We start from the raw sequence: 19,845 nt of genomic DNA, 5'->3' as shown, positions 1-19,845 counted from the left end.
GGGGAGGAAGGCGGGGCCGTTGGGTCCGGTGGCGAGGGTGCGGCGGATGGCGACGGCTTCGGTGATGGAGGTGAGTGCGCCCTGCCGGTCACCGGTCTCGCCCTGCCGAACGGAGAGGCTGTTGAGCCAACTGGCACGGGCGGCCAGAACCTCCTCGGACGAATCTGCCAAGTCATCGGGCCGGGAACGTTCGGTGGCGATCAGCGCCAGGCCCCGCAGGTTGCTGTGTCCGATCGGCAGTGTGGCGGCCAGTTCCGCCAGCGGCAGTGGTGTCGTCTCCGCAGCGGCAAGGGATTCGAGGGCTTTGACGAACGGGCCTCCCTGCGCGGCGGCCAGCGAGAGCGCTGGCTGCCACAGCTCGGAGACCGCTTCCAAGGCCGTCTGCGCCAACGAGCCGGCGTCCGCTCCGCTGCTCACTGCGGCGAGGCGTGACACGCTCACGCAGGCATTCAGTCGCTCGTCCTTGTCGGCGGTCTTGAGGCATGCGCCGAACAGTTCGCGGTTCGTACGGAAGACGGCTGACACCAGGTGGGTGCCCAGTGGGTCGGGGCGCACCGCGACGGTGCCGTCCTCGGGCGTTGTGGGCAGCAACTCCTCCAGGAGGGCCGTTACTTCGTCACGCCTCTTGGTGTCGCAGCGGAGTTCGGCGATGGTCGTGAGTGCGTGATCGAGCCGGTCCTCTCGCGGGGCGAGCAGACTGACGCAGGCTCCCGCCTCTCGCAGCATCTCCCTTGTCCGCTTGGAGGGTTTCCCGATCTGGGACTTGTATGTACGAACCCAGTAGTCGAGTTCGTGCTTGAGGATCTTCTCGTACAGGGGCTCTTCGGAAGTGGGTGTCTCGGTGTTGTCGTCGGAGGGTCGGGCGGCGAGCCAGGCCAGCATGACCAGGTCCAAAGTGGTCCAGCGTCCGGAGTTCGGGTCGGGTGGCGGCATGCTGCCCATGACCGTGGTCTCCGGTGCTCCGAAGGACCGCAGGGCCGCGCGGTAGACGCCGGTCTGGCGGGGATGACGGGCAGCCAGCGGCAGTTGCTGCACCAGTAGCCGGTGGGCATCGTCCTCAAGTGCCTTGGCAATCTCCTCGTCCCACCAGCCGCCGATGGAGCGGGCAGTCAACAGGAGACAGGTGGGTGCCTCGCGATCCTGCAGCGTGCGGAGCGTGTTGATCACGTCGGCCGACTTGTGGTCTTCGGCGTAGTCGACGACCACCATGAGCGGGGAGGCGACGCGGCTGAGCCACGCACAGTCCTGAAGGTCGGGGTCGCGTGCGAGGAAGCCGGTGAACCAACCGGTCCCGGCCAGGCGGTGGGCGAGTTCGGCGGCCAGGCGTGTCTTTCCTGCTCCACCGACGCCGTGGAGCAGGGCGATACGGGTGCGGGGTCCTTGGGGGTCGGGAGCCCGGAACCAGTCCTGGAGGAAGTCGAGTTCGTCGCGGGGATGAAAGCGAATGGCGTCGTGGCGGGCCCACAGGAGTTTCAGCGGCCCAGTGTCGTCCCTGTCCTCGGGGATGGGCTGGTACGGCGGTGTGAGGACCCGAGTGCGGGGTTGGTCGGGCAGGGGCAGGGGTTCGCCCTGCTCGTGGCCCAGGCCCACGTCGAGTGCGATGCTCAGGCGGTTTTCGTCGGCGGCCTGCCGTAGAAGTGAGGCACCGTATGCGACGGACTGGGCCCAGGACTGCTGTTGCCGTCGCCGCGGGTCTGCGGCGTCGGGCCGGGAGGCGACGCCGGTGACGTCGATGGCGAGGAAGGATCCGGGGGCGTCCTCGGCGTCTGCGAGGTGGTCGGGGAAGTCAGGGGGCAGTGTCTGCCAGTCGGGGCCCGGTTCGTCGGCGCGGTAGTCCCGGTGAGCGTGGTTCGACCAGGTACCGCCCAGCCACACGGCGACCAAGGCATGGGCGGGGCCGCTCTGGGTTCCCGCCGTGACGAGAACAAGCGGATGGAGTCCGGCATCCAGACAGGCCCCGGCGAAGGCGATGGCGAGGTCGAGGCAGGTCCCGTGCCGGGGCGAGGCCAGCACTTCGTACGGCGGGCGAATGGTCTGCCGGCCGGGGTCGCTGGTGGTCGGCTCGTCGGCGTAGACGATCCTGCGAGTTGCGAAGGCGTCGTACAGGGCGCGGGCACGGTCGATGACAGGGCCGTCACCAGGAGCTGGCATGTCCGTGCCGAGAAGCTGAGCCGGTGTTCCCGGTGTGTTCTTGCCGTTGCGGTTGCGCTGAACGTAGTCGAGCAGGGCCTTCGGATCGTTGCTCGGCCAGCGTCGCCATGCCGTACTCATGGGGTCATGTCCATGTCTTCGGTGCTGACGACGCCCAGAACGTCCCCGGCATTCAAGCGGTTCACGGCCGGGACGTGGGTGGCGGCCGCCTCCACCACGTACGTCCCCGCAGGCAGCGGCGGCAGGTCAGTCTGCCAACTGCCGTCCACGCCCCTCGTGCACAGCTGCCACCCGGCGCCGCCTGGGCTGCCCCCGCGGGCGCGGGCACGGACCTGCACCCGCGTGCGTTCCTCTACCGGTGCGCCGTTGAGGGTCACGCCGACGCGGATCGCTTGGCCGACCGGGACCGTTTCGTCCAGGTCGAGCCCGAGCCAGGGCCGATCCGGCTGATCACCGCGTACGGCCGTGAGCGGCTGCCCCTCGTACTCGGCCAGGATGTCCACCGCCACGGACGTGGATGCCAGGGCCATGTGGCGTTCCACAACCGACCTGCGGGCACGCTTGTCCTCCTGTTCGATGGGGATGGCCGAGATTGCCGGGACGGTGCCGTCACCGTGCCAGTCGGTGTTGGGCAGCCAGGACGCCGCGTCCTTCGTCACCGAGATCCCGGTCGGCGACAGCAAGGCCCGCTGGAGTGTGCCGTGCCCCCGCCCGAACACCGCCGTCACCTCGGGGCAGTCCGGACCGCCGTAGAGGCCATTCCAGTCTGCCTCGATGTCCTCGTGGACGCTCCTGGCCGCCTTCGCCTTCGCCGCGAACCCCGGCACGACGGCTGCCGTGGCCTCTTCAGCCAGCTCGTGCGGGGCCAGTGCCGCCGTGGCCCCGGGCTGTCCCACCGCCGGATAGCGCGGCAGAAGCTCGTACGCCGACGGCCACTGCCGCAGCACATCCGTCAGCCCTCCCAGCCGCTTCGGACCCACCGCCAGTCCGTTCACCAGAACATCCAGGGCTTTGGGGGCGCCGCGGTGCGGGGTGCCGAGGGTGATCAGCGCCGCGCAGTCGGCCGCGCCGCCCAAAGGGCCCAGCCAGTAGCGGGCAACCAGGCCACCCATGGAATGCGCGACCACGATCACGCGCCGTCGGCGTGCTCCGGAGTGCTCTCCGCCCAGACGGGCAGCAAGATCGGAGGCGAGGTGCTCGGCCGCGTGCCGGATGCTGTGCCGGAAGTCGTACGGGAAAAGGATCAGGTCAGCACGATTGTCCGGCTCGCGCCCAGGCAGGGAGACATCCACCCGCACGTCATCGAAGCGGTTGCGGATCTTGCGTACCAGGCCGTCATAGCCGGGGACGACGAAGGGGCCGACCAGGGTGATGTCCGGCATCAGACCGACCGGGACCAGGTCCGGATGCGTATCCAGGCCCAACCGGTGCGGCCGGGTGGCCGCGGAGACGAACCGCCGTCGGTGCTCGTCCCAGCGAGCGGCCCCCTCCGCCGTCTGCAGGACACTCCCACCTATTCCGGGCACCACGACGACAAGATGCTTGAGTGAAGCCACCACTGTTCCCCCGTTCACACTCGCCACCGGGGCACTGGACCTAGGTGACGACCAATCAGGGGTACGAAGATAGCGCCGGATCAGACATATTCGGCAGGGTTTCACCGCATCGAGAATCGGGACCAATGCCATTCGGTAACTTGAGGGGCTGTTTGCCGCAGGACCGGAACGCAACGGTCAGCTGACGGGTGTGCCGGACCGGAAACGGTCAGAGCTGAAAGCAGTCTGGCAGGAGCGCCGAATGCGTCTGCGGGACACTCCGTTGGCTGGGGATGAGGTCAGACTCCCGTTACCCGGCAAGCGCGTCCTCCTCGCGACCGCAGACCGACGGCAACACAGAGCCACGCCCCGTGCAGCTCACTGATCGGCTTTACGGAAATCTTGACTGAGCCCGATTCGACTCAGTCAAGATTCACCCGTCGCCGACAGACTCATGGCTACCGGCCCTGTCCGCATGTGGGCGTGCGCGGAGTGGGCCGAAGGCAGGAGCGGCGCGCGGAGCGGAGCTGTGGAGCGCACCCGGCGGAGCGGAGCGCAGCCGGGGCTTGATCGATGTGGGGAAAGTTGAGTGTCCTGCCGCCATCGAGCAACGCTAGCCAGTCCTCCGATACACCGAGCCAACGCTGAGGATGAGCGCCGAGGGTAGCTATAGCGCGTCGGGGATTCGGTCTGACGGCCCAGAGACGGCCCAGGGCCAGTGAGACGCAGTGGGGCCGACGGTCCATGACCGTCGGCCCCACGCGTCGAATCAGCGGGAAGCCCGCTCCGACCTGCCCTTACAGCACCGGCAGGTTCTTCCGCAGCTCAAAGGCGGTGACTTCGGACCGGTACTCCTCCCACTCCTGCCGCTTGTTGCGCAGGAAGAAGTCGAAGACGTGCTCGCCGAGCGCCTCGGCGACGAGGTCGCTGCGCTCCATCAGGGTCAGGGCCTCGCCCAGGTTCTGGGGCAGCGGCTCGATGCCCATCGCGCGGCGTTCCGCGTCGGAGAGGGCCCAGACGTCGTCCTCGGCGCCAGGGGGGAGTTCGTAGCCCTCCTCGATGCCCTTCAGGCCGGCGGCCAGGAGGAGTGCGTACGCCAGGTACGGGTTCGCGCCCGAGTCCAGGGAGCGGACCTCGACCCGCGCCGAGCCCGTCTTGCCGGGCTTGTACATGGGGACGCGGACCAGGGCGCTGCGGTTGTTGTGGCCCCAGCAGATGTAGGACGGGGCCTCGCCGCCGGCGCCCGCCGTGCGCTCGGAGCCGCCCCAGATGCGCTTGTAGGAGTTGACCCACTGGTTGGTGACGGCGGAGATCTCCGCCGCGTGCTTCAGCAGGCCCGCGATGAAGGAGCGGCCGACCTTGGAGAGCTGGTACTCCGAGCCGGACTCGTAGAAGGCGTTCCGGTCGCCCTCGAAGAGCGAGAGGTGCGTGTGCATGCCGCTGCCCGGGTGTTCCGAGAACGGCTTCGGCATGAACGTCGCCTGTACGCCCTGCTCCAGCGCCACCTGCTTCATGACCAGGCGGAAGGTCATGATGTTGTCGGCCGTGGAGAGCGCGTCGGCGTAGCGCAGGTCGATCTCCTGCTGGCCCGGGGCGCCCTCGTGGTGGGAGAACTCGACCGAGATGCCCATCGACTCCAGCATGGTGATCGCCTGGCGGCGGAAGTCCATGCCCACGTTCTGCGGGGTGTGGTCGAAGTAGCCGGAGTTGTCGGCGGGGGTGGGGCGGGAGCCGTCGAGGGGGCGGTCCTTCAGGAGGAAGAACTCGATCTCGGGGTGGGTGTAGAAGGTGAAGCCCAGGTCGGAGGTCTTGGCGAGGGCTCGCTTCAGCACGTACCGCGGGTCCGCGAAGGACGGGGAGCCGTCCGGCATGAGGATGTCGCAGAACATGCGGGCCGTGCCGGGGGCCTCGGCGCGCCACGGCAGGACCTGGAAGGTGGAGGGGTCCGGCTTGGCGATCATGTCGGACTCGTACACGCGGGCGAAGCCCTCGATCGCGGAGCCGTCGAAGCCGATGCCCTCGTCGAAGGCCTGTTCCAGCTCGGCGGGGGCCACGGCGACGGACTTGAGGAAGCCCAGCACGTCCGTGAACCACAGCCGTACGAACCGGATGTCGCGCTCCTCCAACGTCCGGAGCACGAACTCCTGCTGCTTGTCCATCTTCCGCTTCCCCATCCTTGCTGGTCAGGCCGCCTGTCCTCGTACCGCAGGAGGCGGTCGGGCACCTGAGCATCCCACCACAACACCATTTCGTGCGCGTTGCCGACCTTGATCGACCGGCCGTCCTCGGGTTGAACGACTCGCGAACGGCAGATGTCCTGTGCCGATGCCCATCTGCTGACCATCTTGCCTGCTCGGACTGACATTCGTAATGCCTGGCCCGGGGCACTTCGCACTCTTCCGCGGTCTTTGCTGTGGGCGCCCTTCGAGAACCCTTTCCTCCCCCACTACGATCGGTGGGTCCCGACCTTCCTGTCCCTTCCCCCAAAAGGACACACATTTCATGGGTTCCGCGAAGAACACCGGCAACGCGGCGCGCAAGGCCCGCATCGAGGAGATGCGGCGCGCCGAGCAGGCCCGCGAGCGACGCGCCAAGCTCGTGAAGATCGTGGCGAGCACGGTGGTCGCCGCCGGTCTGGTCATCGGCGGGGTCGCCGTCGTGCACGCGCAGTCCGGTAAGAAGGACAGCTCCGCGAGTGACTCCAAGAGCGGCGGTTCGGGGCACTTCGTCGCCGGCGCCGACGGCGTGAACACGTGGAAGGGCACGCTGGGCCGCACCCACGTCACCGGCACGGTGAACTATCCGATGCGCCCGCCGGTCGGCGGCAACCACAACCCGGTCTGGCTGAACTGCAACGGCGACGTCTACACGAAGGCCGTCAAGGACGAGAACGCGGTGCACGCGCTGGAGCACGGCGCGGTCTGGGTGACGTACAACAAGAAGGCCTCGGCCGCCGACGTCAAGGCGCTCACAACGAAGGTGAAGTCGACGCCGTACTCGCTGATGAGCCCGTACGACAGCCAGAAGGACCCGATCATGCTGTCGGCGTGGGGGCACCAGCGCACCGTGAAGAGCGCGAGCGACCCGGACGTGAACAAGTTCTTCGCCGAGTTCGTGCAGGGCAAGCAGACACCCGAGCCGGGTGCGGCCTGCACGGGCGGGCTGTCGCAGTGAGGCAGGTGGGACTGATCGCGGGGGCCGCGGCGGTGGCGCTGGTCGCGGCCGGTGCGATCACGTACGCGGTCGCCGAGGACGGCGATGGATCGGCCAACTCCCCCACTCCTACGGCCGATTCGGCGGACGCCGGGTTCGCGCGGGACATGGCGGTCCACCACCAGCAGGCCGTCGAGATGTCGTACATCGTGCGGGATCGCACCCAGAATGTGGAAGTGCGGCGCCTTGCATACGACATCGCGCAGACGCAGGCCAACCAACGGGGCATGCTGCTCGGCTGGTTGGACCTGTGGAACCTGCCGAAGGTGTCGGCCGATCCGCCGATGACCTGGATGGGCATGGGTGACATGGCGTCCGGGAAGGACGGCGCGCTGATGCCGGGGATGGCGACCAACACCGAGCTGAAGAAGCTGAATTCACTGAGCGGCAAGCCCGCCGAGGTGTTCTTCCTGCAGCTCATGACGGACCATCACAAGGGCGGGATCCACATGGCCGAAGGGTGTGTGGAGAAGTGCACAGTGGGGGTGGAGAAACGGCTGGCGCAGGGGATGGTCGACGCGCAGCAGTCGGAGATCCAGCTGATGGCCGACATGCTCAAGGAGCGTGGCGCAAAAGCGCGTTCGTAAAGCATCCCCGGTCGTTCGTTACACGCCCGTAAGGAAAAAAGCACCCAATTCGCCCTGGGTGACGGTTCCTTGGGTTTCTCTTGACTTTTGCGTTCCCCTGGCATGAACGGTTCATCGAAAGAGTGGCCCCCATCGTGTGATCCATCCACGGACCTCCCGCCGCAGGTTCCGTGCGGATCCCGCATGACCGACCACTCCATGCGTCGAACCGCATAGCAGGGGGTTTTATGAGATCCAATCGCGCCACCATGCGCGCCGGCGTGAGCATGGCAGCGACACTGCCCATGATCGCCGGCGCTCTGGCGCTCGGTATACCCGCGGCGCACGCCGCGGACACCCCGGGCCGGGACGCTCTCGCGGGCACCAAGCCCGCGTGGGCGACGGCCAAGGCGGACAAGGGAGCCACCTCCGACAGCTCCAAGGTCTCCGCCCGGGTCTACCTCGCCGGCCGGAACGCCTCCGGCCTCGCGGCGTACGCCAAGGCCGTCTCGGATCCGAGTTCGGCTTCGTACGGCAAGTACCTGAGCGCCGCTCAGGTGCAGCAGCGCTTCGGCGCCACGACGGCCCAGGTGACCGCCGTCAAGTCCTGGCTGAAGTCCGCCGGGCTGAAGGTCACCGGCACCACGCAGCACTACGTCACCGTCTCCGGTGACGTGGCGGCGGTCGAGAAGGCGTTCAGCACCTCGCTGCACAACTACTCGAAGGGCTCGAAGACCTACCGCGCCCCGTCGAAGACGGCCTCCGCGCCGGACAGCCTCAACGGTGCCGTCCTGACCGTCACCGGTCTCGACAACGCCCCGCACAAGGCCAACCACGACGACACGCTGCCGGGTCCGACCGCGGTGTTCAAGAACTCGGGACCGTTCTCCTCGTACTACGGCTCCAACACCGCGACCACCCTGCCCTCGGCGTACGGCAAGAAGATCCCGTACGCGATCGAGGGCTACACCGGCAAGCAGCTGCGGGCCGCCTACGGCGCCGGCAAGTACACGGGCAAGGGCGTGCGCGTCGCCATCACCGACGCCTACGCCTCGCCGACCATCGCGTTCGACGCGGCCACCTACGCGAAGAACCACGGCGACGCCACCTGGAAGACCAGTCAGCTGAAGCAGGTCCTGCCCAGCGACTACACCAACACCGGTGCCGACGAGTGCGACGCCTCGGGCTGGTACGGCGAGGAGACCCTCGACGTCGAGGCCGTGCACGCGGTGGCTCCGGACGCCAACGTCACGTACGTGGGCTCCGCCTCCTGCATGGACGACGACCTGCTCGACTCGCTCAGCAAGGTCGTCGACAACCACCTGGCCGACATCGTCTCCAACTCGTGGGGCGACATCGAGGCCAACCAGACGCCGGACCTCGCGGCGGCCTACGACCAGGTGTTCCAGCTGGGCGCGGTCGAGGGCATCGGCTTCTACTTCTCCTCGGGTGACAACGGCGACGAGGTGGCCAACACCACCACGCCGACGCAGCCCGGCGTCAAGCAGGTCGACACCCCGGCCAACTCGGCGTGGGTGACGGCGGTCGGCGGTACCTCGCTGGCGGTCGGCAAGGGCGACAAGTACCTGTGGGAGACCGGCTGGGGCACCGAGAAGGCCGCGCTGTCGACCGACGGCAAGAGCTGGACCAGCTTCCCCGGCGCCTTCACCTCGGGCGCGGGCGGCGGCACCAGCAAGACCGTGGCCGAGCCCTTCTACCAGAAGGGTGTCGTCCCGAAGGCGCTCGCCACGGCCAACAGCGCCACCGGCAACCGCGTCGTCCCGGACATCTCGGCGATCGCCGACCCGAACACCGGTTTCAAGGTCGGCCAGACGCAGACCCAGGCGGACGGCTCGGAGTCGTACAGCGAGTACCGGATCGGCGGCACCTCGCTCGCCTCCCCGGTGATCGCGGCGGTCCAGGCCCTGGCCCAGGAGGCGCGCGGCGGCAAGGCGATCGGTTTCGCCAACCCGTCGATCTACGCCAAGTACGGCTCGAAGGTCTACCACGACGTGACCGACAACCCGACGGGCTCCGGCCTGGCGGTGGCGCGCGTGGACTTCGCCAACGGGTACGACGCCACCAACGGCCTGCTGACCTCGGTCCGCAGCCTCGGCAAGGACAGCTCGCTGTCCGCGGTCAAGGGCTACGACGACGTGACCGGCGTGGGCACGCCCGCGAACGGCTACGTCGAGTCGTTCGCCTCCCCGAAGGGTCACCACTGACCCGGTAGGCGGTAGGCGAGTCACCTGTTGATGGGGTGGCGTGGGGTACAAGACACCCCGCGCCACCCCATCGCGTCTCACTGACGATTACAGTGGACCCGTGCCTCCACTGAACTTCTGGTCGATCTATCAGCACGGCTTCGCCCGCGTCGCCGCCTGCACGGGCCACACCGTGATCGCGGACCCGCACGCCAACGCCGAAGCCGTCCTGCGCCACGCCCGCCGCTGCGACGAGGAGGGCGTCGCCGTCGCCGTCTTCGCGGAGCTGGGCCTGTGCGGCTACTCCATCGAGGACCTGCTCCTCCAGGACGCGCTGCTCGACCAGGTCGAGGAGGCGCTGCGGGACGTGGTGACGGGGTCCGCGGACCTGCTCCCGGTGCTGGTCGTCGGCGCCCCGCTGCGCCACCGCAACCGGATCTACAACTGCGCGGTACTGGTGCACCGGGGCCGCGTCCTGGGCGTCGTACCGAAGTCGTATCCGCCGAACTACCGCGAGTTCTACGAGCGCCGCCAGATCGCCGACGGCGCCGACGAGCGCGGCGGGACGATCCGTGTCGGCGGGGAGGAAGTCCCCTTCGGCGTGGACCTGTTGTTCGCGGCGCGGGACGTGCCGTCCCTCGTGCTGCACGCGGAGATCTGCGAGGACATGTGGGTGCCGGTGCCGCCCAGCGCCGAGGCGGCCCTGGCGGGCGCCACCGTCCTCGTCAACCTCTCCGGCAGCCCGATCACGGTCGGCCGCGCCGAGGACCGCAAACTGCTGTGCCGCTCGGCGTCCGCGCGCTGCCTCGCCGCGTACGTCTACGCGGCGGCCGGCCTCGGCGAGTCGACGACGGACCTGTCCTGGGACGGCCAGGCCATGATCTACGAGAACGGCGTGCTGCTGGCCGAGACCGAGCGCTTCCCGCTCGGCGACGAGTACGCGGTGGCCGACGTGGACCTCGACCTGCTGCGGCAGGAGCGGCAGCGGATGGGCACGTTCGACGACAACCGGCGTACGCACCGGGCGAGGACGTCGGACTTCCGAACTGTGGGCTTCGAACTCGCGCCGCCGCTCACCGACTTGGGACTCCGGCGCCGTCTGGAACGCTTCCCGTTCGTGCCGGCCGACGCGGAGCGGCTCGCGCAGGACTGCTACGAGGCGTACAACATCCAGGTCGAGGGCCTTCAGCAGCGGCTCGCGGCGATCGGTGGCCCGAAGGTGGTCATCGGGGTCTCCGGGGGCCTGGACTCCACACACGCGCTGATCGTCGCCGCCCGCGCGATGGACCGCGCGGGCCGCCCGCGCAGCGACATCCTGGCCTGGACGCTGCCCGGTTTCGCGACCAGCGACCACACCAAGGACAACGCGCACGCCCTGATGCGGGCGATCGGCGTCACCGCCGCCGAACTGGACATCACGCCGACCGCACGCCTCATGCTGAAGGAGATGGGCCACCCCTTCGCCTCCGGCGAGCCGGTGTACGACATCACCTTCGAGAACGTGCAGGCCGGCCTGCGCACGGACTACCTGTTCCGGCTCGCCAACCAGCGCAACGGCATCGTGCTGGGTACGGGCGATCTGTCGGAACTGGCGCTGGGCTGGTCGACGTACGGCGTCGGCGACCAGATGAGCCACTACAACGTCAACTCGGGCGTACCGAAGACCTTGATCCAGCACCTGATCCGCTGGGTGGTGAGCAGCGACCAGTTCGACGAGGAGACCGGCAAGATCCTCACCGCGATCCTCGACACGGAGATCAGCCCGGAACTGGTGCCGGGTGAGGAGATGCAGTCGACGGAGTCGAAGATCGGCCCGTACGCGCTGCACGACTTCACCCTGTTCCACGTCCTGCGCTACGGCTTCCGCCCGTCGAAGATCGCGTTCCTGGCGTGGCACGCGTGGCACGACGCGGGGGCGGGAGCCTGGCCGCCGGGGTTCCCCGAGGCGAAGCGCGTCGCCTACGACCTGCCCGAGATCCGGTCCTGGCTGGAGGTGTTCTGCCGCCGCTTCTTCGGCTTCGCCCAGTTCAAGCGCTCGGCGATGCCCAACGGCCCGAAGGTTTCGGCGGGAGGTTCGCTGTCGCCCCGTGGGGACTGGCGGGCGCCTTCGGACGGGTCGGCGACGGCTTGGCTGCGGGATCTGGAGCGGTTCGACTGATGCAGTGCGGGAGTCTGGGGGTGCGGCCCTGGGGGCTCCGCCCCCAGACCCCCGGCCTTTGCCCACCCATCGCCCGTCTACTGTCGGCCAAAAGGTGAACCTTGAACCTTTCAACCCACCGAGACGGGCGGGTGGGCGAAAGGTCAGGGGTGCAGCGCCGGGGACTGTTCAGGGACGTGGACTGCGACGAGGCGCTCGCGGCCCGGTACCGTTCGACGCCGGTCCACGCTCCACGCCGTGGCCGCAACTCCCAGTCCCAGTACGGCCAACAGCGCGCCGGCCACCGCAGGTGACGTAGCACCGAAGCCCGCCGCCAAGGCCAGGCCGCCGATCCAGGCGCCGCCCGCGTTCGCCAAGTTGAAGGCTGCCTGGTTCGCGGAAGAGGCCAATGAGGGACCTGCGGAAGCCTTTTCCATCACCATCAGTTGGAGGGGGGAGCCCGTCACGAACGCCGCTACGCCCAGGAGGACGACCGACAGGGCCGCACTCCACTCCGTGGTCATCAGGAGCGGGAACAGGGCCAGGACCGCCGCCAGGGACACCAAGCCGCCGAACAGCGTGCCCCGGAGCGAGTGGTCCGCCAGGCGGCCCCCCACCAGGTTGCCTGCCGTCGCGCCTACGCCGAACAGGGCCAGGAGCAGCGTCACGCTGCCGTCGGCGAAGCCCGCCGCGTCCGTGAGCATCGGGGTGATGTAGCTGTAGGCCGAGAAGAGGGCCCCGAAGCCGGCCACTGTCGTGCCGAGTGCCAGCCATACCGGGAGGGAGCGGAGAGCCGCCATCTCGCGGCGCAGGCCCACCGCCGGCGCGTGTGCGTGATCGTGCGGGATCAGCAGGGCCAGCGACGCTATCGCCGCCAGGCCGATCACGCTCACCGCGAGGAACGTGGCCCGCCAGCCCAGGTGTTGGCCCATCAGCGTGGCTGCGGGCACGCCCACGATGTTGGCGACCGTGAGGCCCAGGAACATCAACGAGACGGAGCGCGCCTTGCGTTCGGGCGCCACCATCGTCGTAGCGACCACCGCTCCCACGCCGAAGAAGGCGCCGTGCGGCAGGCCGCTGAGGAAGCGGGCGACGAGGAGGTAGTCGTAGTTCGCCGCGAGGGCCGAGAGGGCGTTGCCCGCCACGAACAGGACCATCAGGCCGATCAGGACCGTGCGGCGGGACAGGCGGGCGGTGACCGCCGCGAGCAGCGGGGCGCCGATGACGACCCCCAGCGCGTACGCCGAGACCAGATGTCCCGCCGTGGGGATCGAGACGTGGAGGTCGTCCGCGACCTCGGGCAGCAGGCCCATGATCACGAATTCGGTGGTGCCGATACCAAAAGCGCCGACGGCCAGAGCGAGCAGGGCCAGGGGCATGGGAGGTGCCTGTGCCTTTCGAGGGAGAGCGGAGTTCCGTACTGCCAAGCTTAAGTTCAGTTACGGAACAAAGACTCCCAGGCGCTCTATTCCACGAGGTTAAGAGCTCGTGTCCAGGTTCACACGGGCCGCGATCGGGAGATGGTCGCTGCCGGTCCTGGGGAGGGTCCACGAGGTGACCGGTTCCACACCCTGGACCATGATCTGGTCGATCCGCGCCATCGGGAACGAGGCCGGCCAGCTGAACCCGAAGCCGTCGCCCGCCGCGCCCTGCGTGGAGCGCATCTGGGAGGTGACGGCGTTCAGCGAACGGTCGTTCATCGTGCCGTTGAGGTCGCCGAGGAGGATCTTCCGCTTCAACGGCTCGGCGGCGATGGCCTCACCGAGCGCGTCCGCGCTCTTGTCGCGCTGCCGGGCGGTGAAGCCGGCTTCGAGCTTCACCCGCACCGAGGGGAGGTGGGCGACGTAGACCGCGATCTGTCCCTCGGGGGTGGTGACGGTGGCGCGCATCGCGCGGGTCCAGCCGAGTTTGATGTCCACGGCCTGGACGCCGGTCATCGGGTCCTTGCTCCACAGGCCGACCGTGCCCTCGACCGCGTGGTACTTGTACGTCGACGCGAGTGCCTTCTCGTACGTCGGGACCGCCGAGGCCGTCAGCTCCTCCAGGGCGACGATGTCCGCGCCGGACGCCGCCACGTCACGGGCCGTACCGGCCGGGTCGGGGTTGTCGGCGTTGACGTTGTGCGTGGCCACGGTCAGGTCGCCGCCGGTGCCGGTCTTGTCGGTGAGCAGCAGCCCGCCGAAGAGGTTCAGCCAGACGACCGCCGGGAGTACGACGGCGATCAGCGCGGTCACCGACTTGCGGACCAGGCCGAGCACCAGCAGCAGCGGGATCGCGATCCCGAACCAGGGCAGGAAGGTCTCCGTGAGGCTGCCGAGGTTGCCGATCCGGTTGGGGATGCGTGAGTGCAGCAGCATCACGAGGGCCAGGACGATCGCCAGCGCGGCGAGGATCAGTCCCCGTCGCCAGATCCTCCGGTCGCCCCGCCAGCCGTCGAACAGTCTGTTCCGCAGGCGCCGAAGTCGGTTTCCGTGCGGCTCGTCCCCCGAGCCGCCGTCGTCCGTCTCCGCCACATACGCCTGCTGTGCCATACCGTCGCCTCACTACCTGCCGTGCACACCGTCGTCCCCGCGCCTACGACCCTAGGGGATGATCGGTTCCGATCCGCCGTCCCATGACGGCCGTACTGGCACGAGGACGAACAAGTCGGCGCCACGGGTTCCGAATACCGGTCCGCAGGCCCTGTTTGTGACGAGACGCGCACATACGGATCCGCTAGGACTTGGCCGGGCGCAGGGCCACCAGCACGGTGTCCACGAGGAGTTCGGACAGGCCCTCGGGGAGGTCGGCGTCGGCGCGCATGACGGTGCGCAGAAGCATCGGGCCGACCAGCATGTCGTTCATCAGCTCGGCGTCGAGGTCGGTGCGGAGTTCGCCGCTCTCCTGACCGCGGCGCAGGATGTCCACCTGCTTGCGGCGCCGGGGTTCCACGACCGTCGCGTGGTAGGCGGCCCACACCTTCGGGCTGCTCTTCATCTGGGCGAACACGTTGTGGAGGAGCGCCGAGGAGCGGGCCATCAGACCGCGCTGGCGCAGCTGTTCCACCATGGCCACGAGGTCGTCGCGCAGGGAGACGCCGGGCAGTTCGGGGTCCGGCGGCTCGGCCCCGCGGACGACGTCGACGAACAACTCCTCCTTGCCCGGCCAGCGGCGGTAGATGGTGGCCTTGCCGACACCGGCGGTGCGGGCGATGCGCTCGATGGAGAGTTCGGCCAGGGGCACGCCTTCCTCCAGGAGCTTCATCACGCCTTCCGTGATGGCGCGTTCGACGGCCTCGCTGCGCGGGCGTCCCCTGGTGGGGGCGCACTGCCGAGTTCCGTTGTCGGCAAGGCTCACTTCGTTCCGTCCCTTCGTCGTCCCCGGTCGATTGTCGCGGCTACTCCCCGACTACGACCAACTCCGGCTCCTCCTTGCCCTCCTGAGCCACCGTCGGCTTCCCGGGCAGGAAGAGGAACGCGACCACAGCGCCGACGAGCGCGACGCCCACGCCGCACAGGGCGGTGATGTGCATGGCGTGCAGGAACGCGTCGTTGGCCGGGGCGACCAGGGACCTGCCCTGCGGGCCGAGCTTCGCGGCGACTCCGAGGGTGGCCTCGATGGACTCGCCGGCGGTGTCGCGCAGGGCGGCCGGCACCGAGCCGAGCTTGCCCTCGATGCCGTTACGGTAGGCGGTGGAGAGCACCGAGCCGAGCACGGCGATGCCGAGGGCGCCGCCGACCTGGCGGAAGGTGTTGCTCAGCGCGGACGCGGAGCCCGCCTTCTCGCGCGGCAGGGTCTGCATGATGACGACGCTGGTCGGGGTCATGACGTGGGCCATGCCGGTGCCCATGAGGAAGAAGACGACCTCCAGGATCCAGATCGGCGTGTCCGCCTTGAGGGTCGCGAACGCGGCGAGCGTCCCGGCGAGCAGCAGCAGGCCGACGCCGGTCGTGATCCGGTAGCCGAAGCGGTCGACGACCAGCCGGGCGCGCGGCGCGAAGATCATCTGCGCGGCGGCCAGCGGCAGCATCAGCAGACCGGTCTGCAGCGGCGAGTAGCCGCGCACGCTCTGGGTGTAGAAGACCGAGAAGAAGGTCACGCCCATCAGTGCGAAGAAGACCAGCGCGATGGCGGCGATCGCGGCCGAGAACACCTTGTTCTTGAAGTACGTGACGTCGATGGACGGGTGGTCGCTGCGCTTCTCGAACCAGACGAACCCGGCGAGGACCACGACACCGGCGAGGATCGTCGACAGCACCTTGGGCGCCGTGAAGTCGGCGAGCTCGCCGCCCTCGATGATGCCGTAGACCAGCAGGACGAGGCCTACGACGGACAGGATCACGCCGATCGGGTCGAGGCGGCCGGGCTTCGGGTCGCGGGAGTCGGGGACCAGCCAGATCATCAGGGCGAGCGCGACGATCACGATCGGCACGTTGATCAGGAAGACCGAGCCCCACCAGAAGTGGTCGAGGAGGACACCGCCGGTGATCGGGCCGATCGCGATGGCGAGGCCGACGCCGCCGGCCCAGATGCCGATGGCCTTGGGCTGCTCCTCGCGCTCGAAGACGTTCATGAGGACGGCGAGGGTGGCGGGCATCACGAAGGCGGCGCCGAGTGCCATCAGGGCCCGGAAGCCGATGAGCTGGCCGGGCGAGCCGGACTCGGCGGCCAGCGCGGAGCCGATGCCGAACACGACGAGCCCGCCGAGCAGGACCTTCTTGCGGCCGAGCCGGTCGCCGAGGAGGCCGGCGGTGAACAGCAGGCCGGCGAAGACGAGGGTGTAGGCGTTGATCGCCCACTCCAGCTCGCTCTGTGTCGCGCCCAGGCCGGTCGGAGCCGGGGTGGAAATGGTCTTGATGGCGACGTTGAGGATCGAGTTGTCGAGCACCACGATCAGCAGGCTCAGCATCAGCACGCCGAGGATGGCCCAACGGCGACGGTGCACCGCTTCGGGTATCCGGGTGCCCGGGACGGGTGGAGTGGTCATGCGGTCCAGACTAGGGAGTTGCGGGCGAATTCCGATACGAGACCGTGCCGTATCGTAAATCTTTTACTCAGACCTTACGTATGCCTCCTGACGTGACGCGGGTGACGTGGGCCCCTCTGGCCCTCCGTGACACGAGGTGCCACCATGGAGGGGATCTGGGGACGCCGTAAGGGTGCCTCAAGATGACTGAAGGAGCCGTTGCAATGACGCAGCTTTCGGCTGCCCCGACTGTGAAGAACAGCTCCTCCGACGGCAGCAAGGCGCTGTACGGAGGCAAGGGCACACGCCGTATCACCGTTCGCGACATCGCTCTCGCCAAGGAACGCGGCGAGAAGTGGCCCATGCTCACCGCCTACGACGCGATGACCGCGTCCGTCTTCGACGAGGCCGGGATCCCGGTCATGCTCGTCGGCGACTCGGCGGGCAACTGCCACCTCGGGTACGAGTCGACCGTGCCCGTCACACTGGACGAGATGACCATGCTGTCCGCCGCGGTCGTACGCGGCACCAGCCGCGCCCTGATCGTCGGCGACCTGCCCTTCGGCTCCTACCAGGAGGGTCCGGTGCAGGCGCTGCGCTCGGCGACCCGGCTGGTGAAGGAGGCCGGGGTCGGCGCGGTGAAGCTGGAGGGCGGCGAGCGGTCGCACGAACAGATCCGGCTTCTTGTCGAGTCCGGTATCCCGGTCATGGCGCACATCGGCCTCACCCCGCAGTCCGTGAACGCGATGGGGTACCGCGTGCAGGGGCGTGGCGAGGAGGCCGCCCAGCAGTTGCTGCGGGACGCCAAGTCCGTGCAGGACGCCGGGGCGTTCGCGGTCGTCCTGGAGCTGGTTCCTGCGGAGCTGGCGGCCGAGGTGACTCGGGTGCTGCACATTCCTACCGTCGGGATCGGGGCGGGGGCCGAGACCGACGCCCAAGTCCTGGTGTGGACCGACATGTTGGGGCTTACGGGCGGTCGGATGCCCAAGTTCGTGAAGCAGTACGCCAATTTGCGCGAGGTCATGGGCAACGCGGCGAAGGCGTTCGCGGAGGACGTGGTCGGCGGGACGTTCCCGCTTGAGGAGCACTCGGTCCACTGACGTCAGCAGGTCACAGAGCCACTGCGGTACTACACAGCCCCGCCGATCTTCCCCCGTCGGCGGGGCTGCCCCGTCCCTGGGGGCCGTCGGTGGGCTGTCGGTGGGATGTCGGTGTTCTGTCGGCAGGCCCTGGCACTGTCATCGGCATGACGCGAATCGACAACACTCCCAGCGGCACGGCAGTGACCGTGCGGGGGCTGGTCAAGCACTACGGCGAGACCAAGGCGCTGGACGGCGTCGACCTGAACGTCCGGGAGGGCACCGTGATGGGTGTGCTCGGGCCGAACGGTGCCGGTAAGACCACCCTCGTACGCATCCTGTCCACGCTGCTCGCCCCGACCGCCGGCGAGGCCACCGTCGCCGGCTACGACGTCCTGCGCCAGCCTCGCCAGCTGCGCCGGGTGATAGGCCTCACCGGCCAGTACGCCTCCGTCGACGAGAAGCTCCCCGGCTGGGAGAACCTCTACATGATCGGGCGGCTGCTGGACCTGTCCCGCAAGGACGCCCGCGCCCGCGCCGACGAACTGCTGGAGCGGTTCTCGCTGACGGACGCCGCCAAGCGGCCCGCCAGTACGTACTCCGGCGGTATGCGGCGCCGGCTCGACCTGGCCGCCTCGATGATCGGGCACCCGCAGGTACTGTTCCTGGACGAGCCGACCACCGGTCTCGACCCGCGCACCCGCATGGAGGTGTGGGACGAGGTGCGGTCCATGGTCGGCGGCGGGGTGACCGTGCTGCTCACCACCCAGTACATGGAGGAGGCCGAGGCGCTCGCCTCCGAGCTGACCGTGGTGGACCACGGCAAGGTCATCGCGAACGGCGGGATCGACGAGCTGAAGGCGAAGGTCGGTGGACGGGCGTTGCGCATCCGCCCCACCGATCCGCTGCAACTACGGCCGCTGGCCCACGCGTTGGACGAGCTGGGCATCACCGGACTGGCCACCGTCACCGTCGACGTGGAGAGCGGCACGGTTCTGGTGCCGATCCTCAGCGACGAGCAACTGACCGCCGTCGTCGGCGCGGTGAGCGCCCGTGGCCTCACCATCGCCTCCATCACCACCGAACTGCCCAGCCTGGACGAGGTGTTCCTGTCCCTCACCGGACACCGCGCCAGCGCCCCGCAGGACTCCGTGCCCACCCCCGACCGCGAGGAGGTCGCCGTATGAGCGCCGTCGCCGTGAAGCCCGGCGCCGTCGCGTCGGACCCCCGTATCCCGCTGCGCAACCACCTGCGCCACACCGGCGCCCTGATCCGGCGCAATCTGCTGTGGATCCGGCAGGACCCGGAGTCGATGTTCGACGCCATCCTGTTCCCGGTCATCTTCACGCTGCTGTTCGTGTACGTCTTCGGCGGCTCGATCGGGCAGTCGCTGGGCGGCGGGCAGGAGGCGTACGTGCAGTACGTCGTGCCCGGTCTGCTCGCCATGATGGGGATGAACATGGCCCAGGGGGTGGGCACCGGCTTCAACACCGACTTCCACACCGGGGTCATGGACCGGTTCCGCTCGCTGCCCATCGGGCGGGCCTCGGTGCTGATCGCCAAGATCTCGGTCGAGATGATGCGGATGCTGGTCGCGTCCGCCGTGCTGATGGTCGTCGGTGTCCTCGTCGGCTTCCACATCCACCACTGGCTCGGCATGTTCGCCGCGATCGGACTGTCCGCGGTGTTCGGCTCGGCCCTGATGTGGGTGTTCCTCACCCTCGGCGTGACCATGAAGTCCGCGCAGTCCGTGCAGGCCATGGGCTTCCTGGTGCTGATGCCGCTGCAGTTCGGCTCGTCGATCTTCGCGCCGACCGGGTCGATGCCGGGCTGGCTGCAGAACTTCACCGACTACAACCCGCTCTCCGCCCTGGCGGACGCGGCCCGTGGGCTGATGGTGGGCGGCCCGGTCGCCCATGGCACCTTGCTGACCCTCGCCTGGTCGGTGGGGCTCACCGCGGTGATGGCCCCGATCTCGATCTACAAGTTCCGCACCAAGACCTGACCGGGCATGC

The 19,845-nt window shown here is 68.8% G+C and carries 13 protein-coding genes and 1 pseudogene; 7 read left to right on the top strand and 7 right to left on the bottom strand.

Going from position 1 to position 19,845, the window contains the following annotated elements; genetic code table 11:
- The 3 genes from OC490_RS12330 to glnA all read right to left on the bottom strand — a co-directional run.
- Positions 1–2,271, bottom strand: a 2,271-nt coding sequence (locus tag OC490_RS12330) for a hypothetical protein (protein ID WP_262057919.1), incomplete at its 3' end; no start/stop codon positions are given.
- Positions 2,268–3,533: an esterase/lipase family protein gene (locus tag OC490_RS12325; protein ID WP_262057918.1), complete on the bottom strand. Its 1,266-nt coding sequence runs from the start codon at positions 3,531–3,533 to the stop codon at positions 2,268–2,270. The genes OC490_RS12330 and OC490_RS12325, both read right to left, overlap by 4 nt.
- Before the next feature lie 950 nt (positions 3,534–4,483).
- Entirely contained in the window at positions 4,484–5,845 is a 1,362-nt protein-coding gene (gene glnA / locus OC490_RS12320; protein ID WP_093631824.1) for a type I glutamate--ammonia ligase, read from the bottom strand.
- 343 nt (positions 5,846–6,188) lie between these two features.
- On the opposite strand from glnA, the gene OC490_RS12315 reads away from it, so the two are divergent.
- The 4 genes from OC490_RS12315 to OC490_RS12300 all read left to right on the top strand — a co-directional run bounded on the left by OC490_RS12315 (position 6,189) and on the right by OC490_RS12300 (position 11,827).
- Entirely contained in the window at positions 6,189–6,860 is a 672-nt protein-coding gene (locus OC490_RS12315) for a DUF3105 domain-containing protein (RefSeq protein WP_262057917.1), read from the top strand.
- On the top strand, positions 6,857–7,486 hold the full coding sequence (locus OC490_RS12310) for a DUF305 domain-containing protein (protein ID WP_262057916.1): 630 nt from the start codon (positions 6,857–6,859) through the stop codon (positions 7,484–7,486). Before OC490_RS12315 ends, OC490_RS12310 begins: the two co-directional genes overlap by 4 nt.
- Positions 7,487–7,713: 227 nt before the next feature.
- Positions 7,714–9,690: a protease pro-enzyme activation domain-containing protein gene (locus OC490_RS12305; RefSeq protein ID WP_262057915.1), complete on the top strand. Its 1,977-nt coding sequence runs from the start codon at positions 7,714–7,716 to the stop codon at positions 9,688–9,690.
- A 100-nt stretch (positions 9,691–9,790) separates the two neighbouring features.
- Positions 9,791–11,827 carry an NAD(+) synthase gene (locus tag OC490_RS12300; protein ID WP_262057914.1) on the top strand — a complete coding sequence of 679 codons (2,037 nt, stop codon included), beginning with the start codon at positions 9,791–9,793 and terminating at the stop codon, positions 11,825–11,827.
- 143 nt (positions 11,828–11,970) lie between these two features.
- Here the strand turns inward: OC490_RS12300 and OC490_RS12295 are convergent, their stop codons facing one another.
- The 4 genes and pseudogenes from OC490_RS12295 to OC490_RS12280 all read right to left on the bottom strand — a co-directional run bounded on the left by OC490_RS12295 (position 11,971) and on the right by OC490_RS12280 (position 16,772).
- Complete coding sequence (locus OC490_RS12295; protein ID WP_262057913.1) at positions 11,971–13,185, bottom strand: MFS transporter; 1,215 nt, start codon at positions 13,183–13,185, stop codon at positions 11,971–11,973.
- A gap of 99 nt (positions 13,186–13,284) precedes the next feature.
- Positions 13,285–14,236, bottom strand: a pseudogene (locus tag OC490_RS12290) (endonuclease/exonuclease/phosphatase family protein).
- 285 nt (positions 14,237–14,521) lie between these two features.
- Positions 14,522–15,142, bottom strand: a complete 621-nt coding sequence (locus tag OC490_RS12285; RefSeq protein WP_262057911.1) for a TetR/AcrR family transcriptional regulator — start codon at positions 15,140–15,142, stop codon at positions 14,522–14,524.
- Positions 15,143–15,182: 40 nt separating this feature from the next.
- A complete protein-coding gene (locus OC490_RS12280) occupies positions 15,183–16,772 on the bottom strand; it encodes an MFS transporter (protein ID WP_262057910.1) in 1,590 nt (529 codons plus the stop codon).
- 203 nt (positions 16,773–16,975) lie between these two features.
- Here OC490_RS12280 and panB point away from each other — a divergent pair, with 203 nt between their 5' ends.
- The 3 genes from panB (at position 16,976) to OC490_RS12265 (ending at position 19,835) form a co-directional block, all read left to right on the top strand.
- Positions 16,976–17,851 carry a 3-methyl-2-oxobutanoate hydroxymethyltransferase gene (panB, locus tag OC490_RS12275; protein WP_262057909.1) on the top strand — a complete coding sequence of 292 codons (876 nt, stop codon included), beginning with the start codon at positions 16,976–16,978 and terminating at the stop codon, positions 17,849–17,851.
- Between the two features lie 146 nt (positions 17,852–17,997).
- Positions 17,998–19,017, top strand: coding sequence for an ATP-binding cassette domain-containing protein (locus OC490_RS12270; RefSeq protein WP_262057908.1), 1,020 nt, complete (start codon positions 17,998–18,000; stop codon positions 19,015–19,017).
- On the top strand, positions 19,014–19,835 hold the full coding sequence (locus OC490_RS12265; RefSeq protein WP_019067291.1) for an ABC transporter permease: 822 nt from the start codon (positions 19,014–19,016) through the stop codon (positions 19,833–19,835). Before OC490_RS12270 ends, OC490_RS12265 begins: the two co-directional genes overlap by 4 nt.
- Positions 19,836–19,845 lie beyond the last annotated feature (10 nt).

It is taken from the genome of Streptomyces sp. STR69, from assembly GCF_024519455.1.
In the GTDB taxonomy this organism is placed as follows: domain Bacteria; phylum Actinomycetota; class Actinomycetes; order Streptomycetales; family Streptomycetaceae; genus Streptomyces.
This window is presented reverse-complemented; position numbering and strand designations above follow the sequence as displayed.